The following is a 16,179-nucleotide window of genomic DNA, read 5'->3' as shown; positions in this document are numbered from 1 at the left end:
CAATGAGCGCGGAGTCGTGTTGTGTGGCACAATATCACTCCACACAACACGCGGAGAGTGGTCACTCATTGAAGTGTGGAGCGATATCGCTCCACACGGGTGGACAATGGGCCATTCCATGCATGTATGGAGCATTCGCACTCCACACACGGTTGCCGGACCTTGTTGTGGAGCAACCAGCCTACGTCCCACATCACATCGTCCACCACATCGCAGCAGCTTCGTTCGCTCCTGCTCGCCATACCTCCGGCCGGGGAATCCGCTCGCCTGCCGAAACCAGGAAACCGCCGGTCAGGCTCCGGGCGCGGGGTCCTTGACGCCGGAGAAGGTGACGATCACGGCGACGATCACCAGGGCGACGCCCACCATCTCCCCCAGGCCGGGAACTTCGCCCAATACGAGTCCCACGGCGATGGCGACGGCCGGGTTCATGGACTGCATCACGGAGAAGGCGGCGGGCGAGGCGCGCCGCAACGTCACCTGCTCGATCACATAGGGCAGGAACGAGGCGAGCAGCGACACCAGGAACAGCAGTCCGAGCAGCTTCCACGGTCCACCGGGTTCCAGCGCCCACGTGGCCGAGGCCTTGGGGTGCATGAGATGGCGGATTGCAGGCACCCCGAGAAACAGGGATTGGAGCAGCCACCCGAACGCGACCGCGACGCACAGGTCGTCGAGCGAATTGCCGCCCGAGGCGATATGCCGACCGGCGATGATGTACACGCCCCACATCGAACCGCCGACAAGAATGGCGATCAGGCCGATGAGGAACCGGGCGCCGCCCGGCCCGTTCAGGGAGACGCCTGCAAGCAGCACCACACCGGCGGCCGCAATGGCGATGCCGAGCCGTTCACGCCAGCTGTGCCCGGTGATCACGGCGACGGCCAACGGCCCGATGAACTCGATGGACACGGCTATGCCCATGTCCATGTTGCCGATCGCCACGTAGAACATCGTGTTCATCAACACCAGCGCCGCGCCGAGCAGCAGCACCCACGCCCACGCTCCCATGCTCCGGCGCATCAGTCTGGATCGTTTCGCGCGCCTCCACGGCCTGCGCCACAACAGCATGAGCACGGCCATGAATCCGACGCGGTACCATACCGCGTACAACGGGTCGAGTTGGATGAACGCGACTTTGGCGACGGCCGTCGCACTGTAGATGACGACCGCCTCGCACATGACAATGACGACCACCGGCAACCGGTTCAGCAAACCCACTACAGCGCTTTTCATGGTTGCAAGGCTACCCGTGGAGCCCCGCCATACGAAACGCCCATGGACACGCCCGTATGACGGACGAAAGCATGGACGGCGTCAATCCCCGTGGGCACGCTTCCACCCCGCTTAGAATGGCACCATGAGCACTGCACCAAGACTGGCCGCCGCCAAGCGTGATTGGGGACACGACGAGACCGGCTGCACGGTGCTGCACATCGACATGGACGCTTTCTACGCCTCGTTGGAAACGGCACGCCACCCCGAGCTCAGGGGCCGTCCGGTGATCATCGGCACGGGGCCGCGTTCGGTGGTGTCCGCGGCGAGCTATGAGGCCCGCCGTTACGGCATCAATTCCGCGATGCCGGCGGCGCGCGCCCGCCAACTGTGCCCCGATGGCGTGTTCCTGCCGGTGGACATGCGCTACTACCGCTCGGTCTCGCGGCAGATCATGACGGACGTCTTCCATGCGGTCACCGATCGGGTGGAGCAGGTCTCGGTGGATGAGGGCTATATGGACGTCTCCGGCGCGCTGCTCGCGTGGAAGCGTCCGACGGCGATTGGGGCGTGGATCCGTGCCGAAGTGGCGCGCCGGTTCCACGTGACCTGTTCGGTGGGCGTCGCCGCGAACAAGCTCGTCGCGAAGATGGCGTCCACGAACGCGAAACCGGATGGCATGCTGCTCATCCCGCAGGCGAGGTCGGCCGAATTCGTGCAGATGATGCCGTTGCGCGGCATTCCCGGCATCGGCCCGTCTCTGGAGAAGCGCCTCAACGCGTGGGGTGTCGAATCGGTCGCCGATCTGGCGGCGATGAGTCCGGAATCCTTGGAGCGGGCGACCGGTTCTCCGGCCGCGGCACGCGGACTGTGGCTGGCGTCGCGCGGCATCGACGAGCGGAAGGTCACGCCGGTGCGCGTCGAGAAATCGGTGGGCAGTGAGGAGACGCTGCTGGAGGACACCACCGATCAGCGCACGGTGTGCCGTCTGCTGCGCGAGGCATGCGACGATGTGGCGACCACGTTGCGGCGCAGGGGGTTCGTCGCACGCACGGTGACGGTGAAGCTGCGGTTCGACAATTTGAGCTATCGGACGCGTTCGCGCACGCTCGCGCGTCCGGTGGATACGGCCGGCGCGCTGTACCCGCAGTGCGTGACCCTGCTGCACGAGATGCTGGGCATGACCGCCGACGCCGATGGGCGCGCCCGCACCGTGGACCCGGACGAACCGCTGCCGAAGCTCATCCGCCTCGCCGGCATGAGCGCAAGCGGATTGGGCAGGACGGACGAGACGGCCGTGCAGCCGTCGTTGGACGACATGCTGGAGGAGTCGTCGCGCGCCGACGCACGGACGAACGGCGAACGGCAGCGACGCGCCGAGGCGGCATTGGATGCGGTGCGTCGGCGCTTCGGCTCCGGCGCGGCGAGTTTCGGCGCGTGAGACGCGGCCGTCGGCGCGTCACGCCGAGGCGAGACGCGCGCAGGCGTCGTCGATGGCCTCGTCGGCGGCGGTGGCGGAGAACCGCAGGTATTGCGGCGCGCCGTAGAATTCGCCGGGACTGGCGATGATGCCGATGCGCGCGAGCTCGGCCATATCGGACCAGCAGTCGCCGGACTTGGCGCGCGTCCACACGTAGAGCGCACCGGACGGCATATGCGCGTCGTAGCCGTATGCGCGCAAGGCGGCGACGAGCTTCGTAAGACGCGCATGGTAGCGGTTCCATTGCGCGCGCACCGCTTCGACGTCGCGCAGGCCGGCGGCCATCGCGGCCTGCACCGGACCGGGGATGATCTGGCCGATCTGCTTGCGGTATTCGGCCATCGCGGTGACGAGGCGGTAGTCGCCGGCGATGAGCGCCGTCCGATAACCGGCCATGTTGCTCTGCTTGGACAGGGAGTACAGCACGAGGATGCCGTCGGCGCGGCCCTCGCACACCTGCGGGTTCAGCGCGCACGGCGTCGCGGACAGGCTGAACGCGTTCGCAGCGGCGGGCTCGTTCGATTCACAGGCGTGCTTCGCCCCGCGCCAATCCATCAGCGCATAGCATTCGTCGGACAGCACGACCGCGCCGATGGAGCGCGCGGCGGCGACGATGCCCGCCAGCCAATCCGCGTTCAGCACCTCGCCGGACGGGTTGCACGGCGAGTTCACCCACACGGCCTTCACGCCCGGCACACGCGCCCACGAATCCACGTCGGCCACGTCATCGACCTTGAGGACGGTCGCGCCGGCCAGCTGCGTGCCGATCTCGTACGTCGGGTAGGAGACCTTCGGCTGGACGACGACGTCGCCGGGGCCGAGGTGCAGCAGGGAAGCCATCAGCGCGACGCCCTCCTTCGAGCCGACGGTGGGCACGACCGCCGCATTGACGGATTTCAGGTCCACGCCGCGCAACCGGCGGAACCAGCCGTCGATGGCCTCTTTAAGGTCGGCCGTACCTGCGGTGACCGGGTAGCCGTGCGCGTTCGGCGCGTCGACGGCGGCGATGAGCGCGTCACGCACCGAAGCGGGGACCGGGTCGACCGGCGAGCCGACGGACAGGTCGATCATGCCGCCCGCGACCGTCTTCGCCGTAGCCTTGTAGCCGGCGATGCGGGACCAGTCGTACGGCGAGGAATAGCTGTGGAACCCCATGAAGCCGGTCAGTCCTGGTTCTGCGGCGGCAGTGCGGCGACCTGCTCCGGATCCTTGCCGATCGGGCCGTGGGCGGAGGCGCCGCCGAAATCGCCGACCTCGGCGAAGAAGTTGGCGGCGGCGTCCTTGTACCACGCCCACTCGTCCGGCAGGTCGTCCTCGTAGAAGATGGCCTCAGTCGGGCACACGGGCTCGCACGCGCCGCAGTCGACGCACTCGTTCGGGTTGATGTACAGGGAGCGGTCGCCCTCGTAGATGCAGTCGACCGGGCATTCGTCCACGCAGGCCTTGTCCTTCACGTCCACGCAAGGCTGGGCAACAACGTACGGCATGGAATCCTCCTTAAATCACATTCGCACGTCAAGTCTAGGCGCGCGCGCGGACGGTTGACGCCCTGTCAGTCGGTGTTGATGGCCTTGTCGGTCTCGGCGGAGAGGGTCTCCGTCAGCGTGCCCTTGCCGAGACGCGCATGCCAGTAGCCGTAGCCGAAGTAGATCGCGAAACCGATGACCAGCCACACCACGAACCGCAGCCAGGTGAGCACCGACAGGTTGAGCATGAGCCACAGGTTGGCGAGCGCGATGAGCAGCGGCACCCACGGATTGCCGGGCATCCTGAACGCGCGCGGCAGTTCGGGGCGCTTGCGGCGCATGATCGGGATGGAGATCGCGACGAGCGTGAACGCGGACAGGGTGCCGATGTTCACCATGTCGGCGAGGACGCCGATGTCGAAGCATGCGGCGACGACGGCGACGACCACGCCGACGCCGATCTGCAGCGCGACCGGCGTGCCGTGCTTGCCGGTCTTCGACAGTCCGCGCGGCAGCAGGCCGTCGCGGCTCATCGCGAACACGATGCGGGTCAGTCCGAGCAGGAGCACCATGACGACGGTGGCCAGGCCCAGCACGATGCCGAAGCTGATGATCTTCGCCGCCCAGTTCGCGCCGACCAGTTCGAAGGCGGTGGCGAGGGACGGGCTGTCCTGCTTGGCGAGGTCGCTGTAGGAGACCATGCCGGTGGTGACGAAGGCGACGAGCATGTACATCACGATGATCAGGCCCATGCCCACGCCGATGCCGAGCGGCACGTTGCGGTGCGGGTCGATGGTCTCCTCGGAGGCGGTGGCGACCACGTCGAAGCCGAGGAACGCGAAGAACACGAGCGCCGCGCCGGAGAGGATGCCGGGGATGCCGTACACGCTCGGCGTCATGCCTGTGGCCCACTGCCACAGCGGCTGGTTCATCACGTCGGAGGCGACGGAGCTGCCGGGCAGGGAGTCGGCGGGCTGGCTCGGCGGGATGAACGGCGTGAAGTTCGACATCTTCACGTAGAAGAATCCGACGATGACGACGAACAGGACGATGGCGATCTTGAGCACGGTCATCGCGCCGTCGACGCGCGCGCCGATCTTCGTGCCGAAGACGAGCAGCACGGTGAAGAACGCGACGATGATGATCGGCGCCACATCGATGTGGAACGAACCGAACGTGAGGTTCGTGTCGACGCCCCATCCCATGAGATGGAAGAAGTCGTCGAGGTAGACGCCCCAGTATTTGGAGATCACCGAGCCGGCCATCATCATCTCGAGGATGAGGTCCCAGCCGATGATCCACGCGACGACCTCGCCGACCGTCGTGTACGTGAACGTGTAGGCGGATCCGGCCACGGGGATCATAGACGCGAATTCGGCGTAGCACATGACGGCCGCGCCGCACACGACGCCTGCGATGAGGAAGCTGATGATGACGGCCGGTCCGGCGTGGAACGCGGCGGCCTGGGCGCCGACCGAGAAGATACCGGCGCCGACGGCGACGGCGACGCCCATGATGGACAGATCCCACCAGGTGAGGTTGCGTTTGAGTGTGCGACCCTCCTCGCCGGTTTCGGCGATGGTCTGCTCGACGGATTTCGTGCGGAATATCTGCATGCTGTGGGGCCTTCTTGCTCTCCGATGATGTTCAACGGCTCAGTATAGGCCGGACGGGCCGTGTTGCGAAAGCCTTTCGCCCCTATCCGGGCGCGGCGTGCGGGTGCCGCCGCGGCCCTGTCAGGGGCGCAGGTCGATGCCGATGCACACGGGTTCGGGCACGAGCGCCACGCCGAAGCGCTCCTTGACCCCGGCCTGGATGGCCTTGGCGAGGGCGGCGACGTCGGCTGCGCGGGCGTTCCCGCGGTTCGTGAGGGCAAGCGTGTGGCGTGTCGACAGGCTCGCCGCGGGGCTCGCGGCACCGTCGAGCGCGAATCCCTTATGGAATCCGGCATGGTCGATGAGCCATGCGGCCGAGGTCTTCACGCCGGGCGTGCCGTCGGGCAGCGCGGCGGCGAAGCGCGGCGCGTCCTCGGGCAGCCGCGCGGCCTCGTCGGCCGTGAGGATCGGGTTCATGAAGAACGAGCCGCAGCTGTGGCGGTCCCAGTCGGGTGCCGGCAGACCGGTGCCGTCGGCGGCGGGCGCCGCACCGGACGCGGCGAGACGTTTGAGGTCGGCGATCACGTTGCCTTCGCGTTTCGTGTCGACCATGACCGGTTCGACGTATCTGGTGGGATCCTCCAACATGCCTTTAGCGGCACGCACCGTGAGCACGGTGTCGCGGATGGCCGTCGTGGCCAGCCGCGCGCCGACCTCGACACCGAGCGCCTTCGCGAGCTGGCCGAATCCGACGGTGCCTTCGGCGCTGTGGCGCAGTGCGAACGTGACCGACAGCACCACATAGCGCGGCGTCGGGAAGAACCGGTCGGCCGGCGTGGCGGGAGCGGCGTACATGCTTGATTTCAGTGCGGAGGAGCGGTAGCCGAACCGCAGGTCGGCGGCGGTCAGGTCGCGCGTGGTCTTCGTCTCGCGGTCCCACACCTCCACGGATTCGACCGAGCTGGCGACCTCCTGGCCGTATGCGCCGATGTTCTGGACGACGGACGCGCCGACCGTTCCGGGAATGCCGGACAGCCCCTCGACGCCCTCCAGACCGAGTTCGACGGTGAACGCGACGAAATCATCCCAGTTGGCGCCGGCCTCCGCGTTGACGTGCACGGTGCGGTCCGAGCCTTCGACGGGGGCCGCCTCGTCCGGCACGGTGATGCGCCGCCGGGCGTCGCGCACGACCACGCCCATGAACGGTTCGTCGGATGCGAGCATATTGGATCCGCCGCCGATGACGCACAACGGCAGACCGTGTTCGTCCGCCTCCTCGACGGCTTCGATGACGCCGACGCGGGTGGTTGGTTCGATGAATCGGGCGATGTCGCCGCCCACGCCGATCGTGGTGATGTCTGCAAAGCTGGTCATAACTGCCTATCCTATCCGCAATCGGATGGCCGATGGCATGCCTTTGGGCGGGAATACGAAAAAACCCGGCCATTGGCCGGGTTCCTACGCACGAGCGCGAATCAACGGGTCTCGCGGTGCACGGTCTGCTTGCCGCAGCGCGGGCAGAACTTCTTCAGTTCGAGACGGTCGGGCGTGTTGCGACGGTTCTTCGTCGTGATGTAGTTGCGCTCCTTGCACTCGGTGCAGGCCAGCGTGATGCCCGGACGGATGTCGGCGCTCTTAGCCATTGTCATTCACCTCTGTGTTCAATAGGTATAACTTGCGCCCACCGGTTGGCGGGCGCGATTTGTAGCGAGGAAGAGGCTCGAACTCTTGACCTTACGATTATGAGTCGTACGCTCTAGCCAGCTGAGCTACCCCGCCAGAGAGCCCCGAGTGAGAATTGGACTCACGACCTCTTCCTTACCAAGGAAGTGCTCTACCACTGAGCTATCGGGGCGTGGCGGGTATAGGATTCGAACCTATGAAGCACGAAGCGGCTGATTTACAGTCAGCTCCCTTTGACCGCTTGGGAAACCCGCCAGTCTGTTTCCTTCCGAGGTCTTGACCTCGTCAGGCAACTCGAACATCATGCCACGCGTTTTCCGGTCGCGCAACCCGACCTCGCCGTTTCGTCACTGGAAACGTCTCGAAAACAATCAAGAAACGTTGGTATTCCAACAAAAATCAGACTTGCAACTTTTCCCGCGCATCGGCGTGTCGCGGACGGTGAAACAGCCCGTACACGACCGTTGCGGAGGTCTTTTCCGCCGTGAAAACCCTCCGTGGGCATACGCCATCGGCGTGTCGCACAGGCAGCGCACCACATGCGCGGAGCCTGGAGCGGGAGCCACGGTGCGCCTCATCGGCGTGTCGTGGCGAACAACGATTCAAGGTCGTCGGCCAACCGTCCGATGACGGGCGCCTCCCCGCCGAACGCCGTCGCGTCGGCGCCCTTCGCCACGTCGCGGATCACATGTCGCGCGTCCCGTGCGGGACGTGTGTCGGTATCGCCGACGGCACCGGTTCCAGCGGCACCGGCACCGCGCGCATCGCCGCCGCGCCCGACCGGCCACGCGTCGGCGATGCGCTCCGCGATCATCAGATCGGTTTCGGCCGCATCCCATCGCGCGCCGTATAGGCGCCCGTCGCGTCGTATGCGCTCCCACGCCATGCGCCAGGCCCGCGCGCGCAGGTCGCGCGCCCGTCGAGCGTCGTCGCCGTCTCCGCCCGCGTCGCCGTCGCAGGCCGCGGCGCGACGCGCGACGACGACGCACCGGCGGCGACGGGCACGACGCACGGCACGCGGCGCGAGCACCGCACCGACGAGCATGGCGGCGAATACGACGCCGATCGCCACGGCACGCGCCCACGGCGGCATCGACATGAATGCTGCGGGCAACCGGGCCAGCCACTCGGCGGGGGAACGCGCCGCACCACCGCCCGAATCCTCGGCCGACGTTTCGGCGGAGGAGGAATCGGAGGAAACGTCCGCACCGGATTCGTCATCGGAGGCCCCGGCGGCGGCATCATCCGCGCCTGTCTCGGCCGAGTCGTCAGCGGCATCGTCCGTCGTCGTGTCCGTTCCGGCATCCGACGAGGATTCGTCCGACGCGGCGGTGGAACCGTCGGCATCCAGCGTGCCGTTGCTTTCGCTGGGCGGGGTCACGTCGAACGGCACCCAGCCCACGCCGTCAAGATACGCCTCCACCCACGCGTGCAGCTGGCGCGACTGCACCGGGTAGTAGCCGTCGCCGTCGCGCTCGGCCGTGCCGGCGTTGTAGCCGAGCACGATGCGCGTGGGCACGCCCATGGCCCGCGCGAGCACGGCGAGGGCGGACGCGTAGTGCTGGCAGTAGCCGGCGTGGCCGGTGTCCGGGTCGAGGAAGTCGTCGACGACCTGCATGTTGGAGCGACCGTCGCCGTCAGGCGCGTCCAACGAATACGTGAAATGGTTCGATTCCTTGGTGAAATAGTCGACGAGCCAGCGCATGGCGCGCACCTGGTCGTCGTATCCGGCGCCGTCGGTCGGCACGCCCGCCGCGCGTGCCTCGCGGACGACGGCGCGCACGTTGTCGGGCAACGTGCCGGGCAATGACGTGTACCGCGTGCCGTGCGCCCGCGAATCGGCTTCGTCGACGAACGCCATGAGGCGCCTCGTCATCCACCGACGGCCGTTGCGCGAGTCGCCACGCCAGCCGTCGCCGCGCGCCGGCCCATCGGCGGCCTCCTCGTCCTCCTGTGCGAGGATGCGCGCCGCCTCGGTCTCCAGCGCGTCGGCCGCCGATCTGACCGGTTCCAGTTCGGAGAACCCGGCGGCGGATGTGATGGGGTCGAGATAGGTGCCGGACACCGTGTACTCCATGTCCCGGGAGGTGGTGCCGGTGCGGTTGACCATGCTGCCGTCGTTGTACCGCAGCCATGCGGAGCCGAGGCCACGGGCTTCGGAAGCCATGCCGGGCACGGGCAGGAACCGGGAGCGCAACGTGGTGATGCGCACACGCGCCGTCTGCTCGAACCGACGCCCGAATTCGGCGGAGACGTCGTCCGGATCGCCGCCCGCGTCATCGCCCGCGGCGCCGGAGGCCGAGGAACCGGAGGAACCCCGAGTACCGGAGGAACCGGAAGAACCCCAACCGGAGGAACCCCAACCGCCTGAACCGTCCGCATCCCACCCGAGGAATCCGAACGCCCACATGTAGATGCCGAGCGGGTCCATGACGCGCCGCTGGTCCATGGTGAGTTCGTCGGACTGGTTGCGACCGAGCCGGATGCCCGAGCCATAGAGCCCCGCGTCGATGGCGAGGTCGCGGTCATAGCCCCATGTGTCGCCGTCGAAGGTGTCGAGCGTGCTGAGTTTGAGATAGAGACGCCGTTGGGCCGCATAGTCGAGCACGACGGAGTCGGACCCGACGGCGATGTTGCGTTTGAGGTCGATGAGCGGGCTGACGGTGTTGGAGGAGAACATGCCGCCGCCTTCGCCGAGGGACAGCGGCACCCGGTACGCGAGGGTCTCGGCGCTCGGCGTCGCCGCGAGGGTCGTGGCCACGATCGCGAGCACGGCCACGACCGGCGGCATGGGCGGGCGTGTGGACGACAGGCGCGCCCCCGGCCGGCGGCGCATCATGCCGCGTGGCGCCGAAGCCGCGCCGACCGTCCACACGCCCGCCGGGAAGGCCGCGGCGAGCACGGCGACGGCCCACCATGGCGAGACGTGCCCCAGCATGCCGTAGTCGGCGGCGAGCGCGACGACGGCCATCGGCGCGAGCAGCAGGATCCCGCGCCGCCATAGCAGCAGGCAGCGTATGAGCACGGCGGCCGCGGCCACGACGAGGATGAGCAGCACGTCGGAGGCCGGTACGACCCGTAACGGCGGCAGCTGGAGGTTGAGACGGTCGAATCCGAGTGCGAGAACGTCGGTCAGGCGCGCCGTCGCGCCGGTGCCGGTCGCCGTGGCATCCACCGTCCCCGCGCCGGTGCCGGTCGCGGCGTCCGCAACGCCGGTATCGCCGATGCGCATGGCGACCAGTACGGCGCACGATAATGCGACCGCGGCGACGTAGGCGCCCACGCGCATCGCCGTGCCGCGCCTTGTGCGGCATGGCACGGAGGACGCGACCGACGCCGTGGCGAGGCAGGCGGCGGCGTACCACGCCCAGATGCCGGTGGGTTCGACGAGGTGGGTCAGGGCGTCAAGCAGTATCGCGCAACAGGCGAGCGCCGCCGCGCCCCGCGTGGCCCATACGCGCCACATGGCCCGCGTCGGCCGAGTGGGCGCGCCATGACCGGAGCGGTCATGTGAGCTCCGCCCGCGCATGTTCCTCTCGTCCACGGCCCCATCGCGCTTGGATGCATCGCGCGCCGCATCGCGCACATCCTCCTCGCGCATGGTCTCGAACGGTTGCGGCGGGGTCGCGATATGGACGGGCGCGGACTGCGGCGGCACGATGGCGGCGTGGATATGCGGCGTCGTGCGCAACGACTGCGCGAAACCGTGCGCGTCGGCGGCATCGCAGACGATCGTGACGACGGGCCCCTCGCTGCGCCGGATGTATCCGGCGACCGTCGCGGCGCGGTCCTGCACGGTTCCGCCCCGGTCGGTCGTGCGCGCCGCGGCGAGGAACCGCAGCGCGCCGCGCACGCCCTCGACGGTGCTCACGCCATCCGTGACGGCCACATCCACGCCGGCCGCCGACCGCGTATGCGACGATTCCACAAGCGACGAGCGCATGTGCGGCGATGTCGCGTATGGCAGCAGCGCGGCCACGGCGGCGTCGAGACGACGCTCGTCCATGCCGTCGCCGGCGAGCGTGTTCACCGCCAGCAGCAGGGTCGGACGCGCGTCACCGTCGAGCTCCCGCGTCATCAGGGTTCCGCGGCGCGCACTGTGCTTCCATGCCACGCGGTTGAGCGGATCGCCCGGCGTGTAGGCGCGCACGACGCCGGATTCCTCCGCATCCGCGCCTCCCGATGCCCGGCCGGGCGTGACTCCCTGATCGCGTCCGCGCCCCGGCTCCGGCGTTTCGGGCAGTACGGGAGTCTCCCCCGACGCGGCGACGATGCGCCGCACCGCGAACAGGCCGAACAGCGAACGCCAGCGCAGTATCGTGCCGACGTGACGGTATAGGCCGCGTTCGGCGGGAATCGGACCCTGCATGCGGCCGACGACATCGCCGTACTGGTCGACGCGTTCGATCAGCGGCGTCATCTCCACGTGCGCAGGCCCGACGAATCCCGCTGCGGCGCGCAACCGCCGTACGATGGCGGAACGGCGCGAATCCGGCTCGCGCGCGGCGCGTATGCCGCCGCGACGACCCGCGAGCCACCACCAGGCCATGGCGTCGACGAGTGAGACGACGATCATCGCGGCGACGACGATGACGCAGGCCATGAGCGCGCGCTCGTCCAGCAGCAGGCCCGCATAGCATGATGCGGCGCCGCCTGCGAGGAGCACGAGACAGCCGACGGTGGGGCGCACCAGTCCGTGCCGCGGCGCGCGGCTCCTGCGCGCGCCGCGCCCATCCCGTTGCGTCCCGCCGGTCATCGTCACGCCCTCGGCACCGGGGTGGCACGCACGATGTCGGCGATGACGTCGCGTGCGCGCGCCATCGCGCCGTCGATGGCGCCGAACGCGTCGTCGAGCACGAGACGGTGCGCCAGCACCGGCGCGGCGAGCACGCGCACGTCGTCGGGCAGCACGTAGGCGCGGCCGTCGGCGTACGCCCGTGCGCGCGCCATCGCCGCCAGCGCGAGTCCGGCGCGCGGCGAGGCGCCGTAACGTACGCCGTCATGGTCGCGTGTGGCGCGCACGATCGTCACGATGTAGTCGGCGACCGCACGTTCCAGCGTCACCGCGCGCACTGCGGCGCGCATCGCGGCGGCGTCGCGCGCGTCGCAGACCCGTCGTATGCGGTCGAGCGGATGGAACCAGTCTTCGGCGGTGAGCATCGCGGATTCCGCGGCGGCGTCGGGGTAGCCGAACGTCGTGCAGGTCATGAACCGGTCGAGCTGCGCCTCCGGCAGCGGGTACGTGCCTTCCAGTTCGATGGGGTTCTGCGTGGCGATGACGAAATACGGGTCGGGCAGCGGGTGGGTCATGCCGTCGACGCTCACCTGCCGTTCGCTCATCGCCTCGAGCATGGCGGACTGGGTCTTCGGATTGGCGCGGTTGATCTCGTCCGCGATGACGATGTTCGCGAACAACGGGCCGGGGTGGAACTCGAACCGTTCGTCGCGGCGAGACCAGACGCTCACGCCCGTCAGATCGCCCGGCAGCATGTCCGGAGTGAACTGGATGCGGCTGACGTCCGCGTTGATGGCGCGCGCGAACGCACGGGCCAAGGTGGTCTTGCCGACGCCGGGCACATCCTCGAGCAGCAGATGGCCGCCCGCCGCGAAGGTGACGACCGCCAGTTCGACGACGTCGTCCGGGCATGAGAGCGCTTCCCGCAACGTCGCGGCGATGCGCGCGGGAATATCCGACGGCGTCTTAATCGGAGCCGGGGTCGGGGCGACGGTGGTTCTCGTGGCGTCTACGGCAGACGCCGGTGCGGGCTCGATGGGCATGGCGGCGCTCCTTCATGGGGCATGGTGCTGTACCCAAGTCTACGGCCATGCGGCTTGGCGCACGGCACCAATACGCTCCGCGCGGATTCGGCGTTCGGCGCGGGCGGAACGCGGGCGCGGTGCGGCGTGGGTGACGGACCGACTCAGGTTCACTGCTAACGCGCGCACGCGAGGGGACGGGACGGACAACGAAAACCCCGGCACTAAGTGCCGGGGTTTCATGACGGGCGATCAGGGCGCGCACTGCGCCTCGCGCCTTGCCGTGACGGTCTCAGCCGAGGATGGCGAGCACGTCGCGGGCGCCGATGATGAGGTAGTCCTCACCCTCGTAGTGCACCTCGGTGCCGCCGTACTTGGAGTAGAGCACCTTGTCGCCGACCTTGACGTCGACCGGGATGCGCTCGCCCTTGTCGTCGCGACGGCCCGGGCCGACGGCCAGGACTTCGCCCTGCTGCGGCTTCTCCTTGGCGTTGTCCGGGATGTACAGACCGGAAGCGGTCTGGGTCTCGGCCTCGGCCTGCTTGACGATGATCTTGTCCTCCAGCGGTGTGAGCTTGATCGACACTGTGGTCACCTCGTATTTCTCGTTACGTTCGATGTCTTCGCGCCGGAAACGTCCAAGAGGCTGACGATCACTTGCACGGTCCCAAGCACTGCTACACATGGTAGCGCGCTTTTTAGCACTCTGCCAACTCGAGTGCTAACGCTGTGAGAGAACACGTCGCGCGCGTAGGCGGGACCGCGCGTTGGCGGCCTCGGCTCGCGCCAGGGGTTCAGGAACCGCGGCGGGCGAGGATGGCCTGCAGGTCGTTGCCGAGCGAATCGGACGTGGCCGCCGGCACGGCGACCCGGGCCTGCGCCTCGGACTCATGGAACGCGTTCACATCGGACACGCCAGCATCCTGCGGTACGGCGGCCATCACGCCGCCGTCGGAATCCCGGTCCGCATCCGCCGCGCCATCGCCGGACGCGGCGGCGGCATCGGCTTCGGCATGATCGGCCGGGGCGGCGGGAGCCGTCTCCATCTTCGCTTCCTGGGCGAGCGCACGCTGCTCGTCGGTTTCGAGAGGCGACGCCTTGGCGACCTGACGGGTGGACTTGATCTCACGGCTTTCCGGAGCCTCAGCCTTGGCGTCGACCGTATTGCGGGCCTCGCCGAGCGAGAACGAGATGAGGTCCTGCGAGGCGACGGCGATGTCGAACGGATCCAGCGCCCCGGCGGAACGCACTTCGACCAGTTCGGCGGTGGCGTCAGAGGGCGCTGCGGGGGCCGTCGCGGCGGTGGCCTTCGACGGTTCCGGCTGGGCGTCGGGCCGCGCGGCGGTAACGACGGACCGCACGTCCGGCTGCGGGGCGGCGGCGCGCGCGGCCTCCGGCTGCTCTACGACCTGGACATCGGGGGCGTCGAGCTTGCCGTGGGCGGCGAGCGCGCGGCGCTGCTCGATCTCCGCCTGACGCAGGACGCGCCGGATCTCACGGCGTTCCATCTGATCGGTGGGCGCCTCCTGAGAGGCGTTCGCCGGAGTCTCCACGTCGTCGGCGATCGCGGAGGCCATCATCTGGGCGGATCGGCGCAGGCCTTCCGCCTCGGCCCTCACCTTGTCGGTCCGGACGCCCACCTCACGCACCTGCGCGCGCGCCTGCGCGGCACGCGAGCGACGTTCGCGGGCACGGGCCCTGGCGACCTTGCGCTCCCATGCGCGCGCCTGCCCGGCGGCACGGGCGCCCAACGCGAGCACGGCGATCTCCATGGCCGCGGGGATCAGCGCGAACCACGGGCTGAAATGCAATGGGAACGCGACGACGGCGACGACGATCACGGCGACCGACAGCACCGCTACGAGAATCTGGCGACGACGCACCGCCTCACGGCGCAGGCGCCGCACCTCGGCTATGCGTTCCGGGGTGAGCGTGTTCGCGCGCCTCTCGTTCGGCTGCATCAAAACCCCTTTCGCGTAGGTGCCGTCATCGCTGAACCGTGTGCCGCTATGCTCGTCGACCAGATGCAGCGACGAGGAGAACCTGTCCTCGCGATGCTCCTCGACATGCCTCATGCTTTTGGCCGTGCGCACCGGCAGCCATGCCACGATTCCGATGAGTACGATGACGAGCACGATGATCGTGCTCAACTGCTCGTAGCCCACAGTGCTCAAGAATAGGAGACGGGCGTCACATTGTCCGCATTGCGGAGCGGCGTGTCGATATGACGGGCGGGATTCGGCGGCGTGGCGGGCTGCGGGCTCGCCGATGCGGCGCCGTCCAGCAGTCGCGCCGTGAACCCGGCGCCCATATCCTCTGCAAGCAGGCTGAACGTCTCGTGGGAGCGCCAGCGGCCGGCGACGTACATGTAGTTCGCGCGCAGCCCTTCGGGGCGCGCGCCGACCTTGCGAACCACGGCGAGCGACCGCGCGTTCTCCGGCAGTATCGCGATCTCCAACCGATGCAGACGGGGTCCCGTCGGATCGCCCATGGCCCAGTCGGCGAGCATGGCGAGCGCGGTGGGGGCGATGCCGTGGCCCGCCACGTCCTGCGACACCCAGTAGCCGACGATGCCGGTGCGCATAGCCCCGTATGTGATGGCGCCTATCGAGATCTGCCCCACGATGCGCATACGGTGCTCGATGAGCAGGACGATGCCGCACCCCCGTTCCTCGTTGCGCCGCTGCATGACGAGCCACTGGTTGACCGTGATGCCCCGGCCATGCATCGGATCGCCCGATTCCCATGGTCTGAGCCAGTCGTCGTTGCGCCACCGCACCTCGTTCCACGCGTCCTCGTCGTCGGCGGTCATCGTGCGCAGGGTGATGGGCACCGCGCCGGCGGGTGCGTGAAGCACGACGGGGACGCGTATCGCGTTCGGGTCGGCGGGTGCGAACGCGTGGCGGATGGTTTGGAACACAGACACGCCCCCATTGTGCCACCGGCGGGCGGGTGCGGCGCGGCATGGGGTTCGTCGGCGGAC

12 protein-coding genes and 3 tRNA genes are annotated in these 16,179 nt (G+C 68.5%); 1 reads left to right on the top strand and 14 read right to left on the bottom strand.

Annotated features, from left to right (window positions below; genetic code table 11):
• Positions 1-291: 291 nt before the first annotated feature.
• The gene (locus BFAL_RS08090; protein ID WP_055427896.1) at positions 292-1,236 is read right to left on the bottom strand and encodes an EamA family transporter; all 945 of its coding nucleotides are present in this window, start codon (positions 1,234-1,236) and stop codon (positions 292-294) included.
• A gap of 124 nt (positions 1,237-1,360) precedes the next feature.
• Between BFAL_RS08090 and dinB the strand changes: the two genes are divergently transcribed.
• Entirely contained in the window at positions 1,361-2,656 is a 1,296-nt protein-coding gene (gene dinB, locus BFAL_RS08085; RefSeq protein ID WP_055427895.1) for a DNA polymerase IV, read from the top strand.
• Positions 2,657-2,674: 18 nt separating this feature from the next.
• On the opposite strand, the gene dapC is transcribed toward dinB, so the two are convergent.
• From dapC to BFAL_RS08020, 13 genes are all read right to left on the bottom strand, one after another.
• Positions 2,675-3,850: a succinyldiaminopimelate transaminase gene (gene dapC, locus BFAL_RS08080; RefSeq protein WP_055427894.1), complete on the bottom strand. Its 1,176-nt coding sequence runs from the start codon at positions 3,848-3,850 to the stop codon at positions 2,675-2,677.
• Positions 3,851-3,858: 8 nt separating this feature from the next.
• Complete coding sequence (gene fdxA, locus BFAL_RS08075; protein WP_055427893.1) at positions 3,859-4,182, bottom strand: ferredoxin; 324 nt, start codon at positions 4,180-4,182, stop codon at positions 3,859-3,861.
• Between the two features lie 65 nt (positions 4,183-4,247).
• Positions 4,248-5,777 carry an amino acid permease gene (locus BFAL_RS08070; RefSeq protein ID WP_055427892.1) on the bottom strand — a complete coding sequence of 510 codons (1,530 nt, stop codon included), beginning with the start codon at positions 5,775-5,777 and terminating at the stop codon, positions 4,248-4,250.
• 120 nt (positions 5,778-5,897) lie between these two features.
• On the bottom strand, positions 5,898-7,130 hold the full coding sequence (locus BFAL_RS08065) for an FAD-binding protein (protein WP_055427891.1): 1,233 nt from the start codon (positions 7,128-7,130) through the stop codon (positions 5,898-5,900).
• Between the two features lie 101 nt (positions 7,131-7,231).
• The gene (rpmG, locus tag BFAL_RS08060; protein WP_007053013.1) at positions 7,232-7,399 is read right to left on the bottom strand and encodes a 50S ribosomal protein L33; all 168 of its coding nucleotides are present in this window, start codon (positions 7,397-7,399) and stop codon (positions 7,232-7,234) included.
• Between the two features lie 62 nt (positions 7,400-7,461).
• Positions 7,462-7,535: transfer RNA gene (locus BFAL_RS08055), tRNA-Met, on the bottom strand.
• A 4-nt stretch (positions 7,536-7,539) separates the two neighbouring features.
• Positions 7,540-7,611: transfer RNA gene (locus tag BFAL_RS08050), tRNA-Thr, on the bottom strand.
• Between the two features lies 1 nt (position 7,612).
• A tRNA-Tyr gene (locus BFAL_RS08045) sits at positions 7,613-7,694 on the bottom strand.
• Between the two features lie 319 nt (positions 7,695-8,013).
• Positions 8,014-12,195 carry a transglutaminaseTgpA domain-containing protein gene (locus tag BFAL_RS08040; RefSeq protein WP_055427890.1) on the bottom strand — a complete coding sequence of 1,394 codons (4,182 nt, stop codon included), beginning with the start codon at positions 12,193-12,195 and terminating at the stop codon, positions 8,014-8,016.
• Between the two features lie 2 nt (positions 12,196-12,197).
• Positions 12,198-13,217, bottom strand: a complete 1,020-nt coding sequence (locus tag BFAL_RS08035) for an AAA family ATPase (RefSeq protein ID WP_082440472.1) — start codon at positions 13,215-13,217, stop codon at positions 12,198-12,200.
• Between the two features lie 271 nt (positions 13,218-13,488).
• Positions 13,489-13,782, bottom strand: coding sequence for a co-chaperone GroES (gene groES / locus BFAL_RS08030; RefSeq protein ID WP_034527158.1), 294 nt, complete (start codon positions 13,780-13,782; stop codon positions 13,489-13,491).
• Between the two features lie 208 nt (positions 13,783-13,990).
• Positions 13,991-15,361, bottom strand: coding sequence for a hypothetical protein (locus tag BFAL_RS08025; RefSeq protein ID WP_055427889.1), 1,371 nt, complete (start codon positions 15,359-15,361; stop codon positions 13,991-13,993).
• A gap of 5 nt (positions 15,362-15,366) precedes the next feature.
• A complete protein-coding gene (locus tag BFAL_RS08020) occupies positions 15,367-16,122 on the bottom strand; it encodes a GNAT family N-acetyltransferase (RefSeq protein ID WP_082440471.1) in 756 nt (251 codons plus the stop codon).
• Positions 16,123-16,179 lie beyond the last annotated feature (57 nt).

This window comes from Bifidobacterium aesculapii, from assembly GCF_001417815.1.
GTDB lineage: Bacteria > Actinomycetota > Actinomycetes > Actinomycetales > Bifidobacteriaceae > Bifidobacterium > Bifidobacterium aesculapii.
The sequence above is the reverse complement of the archived record's forward strand: the minus strand, read 5'-3'. Positions and strand labels throughout refer to the sequence as shown.